Source organism: Pseudoalteromonas sp. SR45-5 (genome assembly GCF_014163565.1).
GTDB classification, from domain to species: domain Bacteria; phylum Pseudomonadota; class Gammaproteobacteria; order Enterobacterales; family Alteromonadaceae; genus Pseudoalteromonas; species Pseudoalteromonas distincta.
The window spans coordinates 1-1450 of record NZ_JACJDN010000820.1; the positions used below are offsets into that span (position 1 = coordinate 1).

Below are 1450 nucleotides of genomic sequence, written 5' to 3' on the forward strand. Positions count from 1 at the left end.
GGGCAAAATTTACCATTATTGAGCGCTGTGGCTATTCCCCTTGTGCAAACTGCGGTATTACTAAGCGTTGCTCAACGTATTTTTGCAAGGAGCTCACTATGAGACCATTAATTACAGCTAGCGGTTTGAGTAAATCGTATGGTGCAAAACTTGCGCTTAATAATGTGGACTTTGAGATTAATAAAGGCGCGCCAGTGGCACTTGTTGGACCAAATGGTGCGGGTAAAACTACCTTATTTAGTTTGTTGTGCGGCTATATAGCGCCAAGTAAAGGCAGCCTTGAAATATTAGGACATAAGCCAGGGAGCGCTGCTTTATTTAATAAAGTAAGTGCATTACCGCAAGACGCGCAACTTGACCCTCGTTTTAATATAGACAAGCAACTCGCCTTTTATGCAAAGCTGCAAGGTATGGGGGCTAAGCAAAGCCAAACTGAGGCGCTACGTGTACTTGACTTGGTTGGCTTAAAAGAAATTGCAAAGCAGCGTGCAGGGGACTTATCGCACGGTATGCGCAAGCGCGTTACGATAGCGCAAGCACTTATTGGCGCGCCACAAATTGTAATGCTTGATGAAGCAACCGCAGGGCTTGATCCGATTCATGCCAGAGAAGTACGTGAGCTGGTATCAGAATTAAGTGAGCAGGCTACATTTATTTTAAGCTCTCACGATTTAACTGAGCTTGAGCGACTATGCTCAAAGGTACTTCATTTAGATAAAGGCGTACTAAGCGAGCATCAAACAAAAACAAATAATACCGATAAACACTTTTATACATTAATGCTAAGCGAAGCTTATCAAAATGTTGAGCAACAGCTTCAAGCAATTGTAGGTGTGAGTCGTGTGTATATGAGCCAACATAAAGAATATGTAGTTGAGTATCAGCCAACGAGCGATCCACTTGATATTGCACTACTGAATTTTTGTCATCAACAACACTGGCAGTACCGGCAGTTAGTTAATGGTCATACATTAGAGAATCAAATATTTAAACAGGAGAAAGTATAATGGGTTTACTTAGCGGACTTATGGGTAATGCAAGCGAAGTTGACGATTCTGATTTAGAAAAAATCCTTGCCAATACATTAATTGACGGCGAGCAAGTAGAAAAAGCATATAAAGTAGTACGTGATATGTTTATTTTTACTAATAAGCGCTTAATCTTAATTGATAAGCAAGGTATGACAGGTTCTAAAATGGAAATGGTGAGTATTGCTTACTCTAAAATTACCAAGTTTAGTAAAGAAAGTGCAGGCCATTTTGACTTAGATGCCGAGCTAAAAATATGGGTTGGCTCAGATCCAACACCAATTAGTAAAGAGTTTAAGTCTGGCGACAATATTAACGATGTTTACCGAATTATTAGCCAACACGCGCTTTAATACGGTACATGTTTTAAGTAGTTGTTGACTAGATGTTGCAACTACTTTAATTTTACAGTTTACAACACT

General features: G+C 39.8%; 2 protein-coding genes. Both read left to right on the top strand.

Annotated features, from left to right (window positions below; genetic code table 11):
* Positions 1 to 98 precede the first annotated feature (98 nt).
* Positions 99 to 1007: an ABC transporter ATP-binding protein gene (locus H5072_RS19335; protein WP_182694496.1), complete on the top strand. Its 909-nt coding sequence runs from the start codon at positions 99 to 101 to the stop codon at positions 1005 to 1007.
* Positions 1007 to 1381, top strand: a complete 375-nt coding sequence (locus tag H5072_RS19340) for a PH domain-containing protein (RefSeq protein ID WP_007377979.1) — start codon at positions 1007 to 1009, stop codon at positions 1379 to 1381. The genes H5072_RS19335 and H5072_RS19340 overlap by 1 nt, the downstream gene beginning before the upstream one ends.
* Positions 1382 to 1450: the final 69 nt, after the last annotated feature.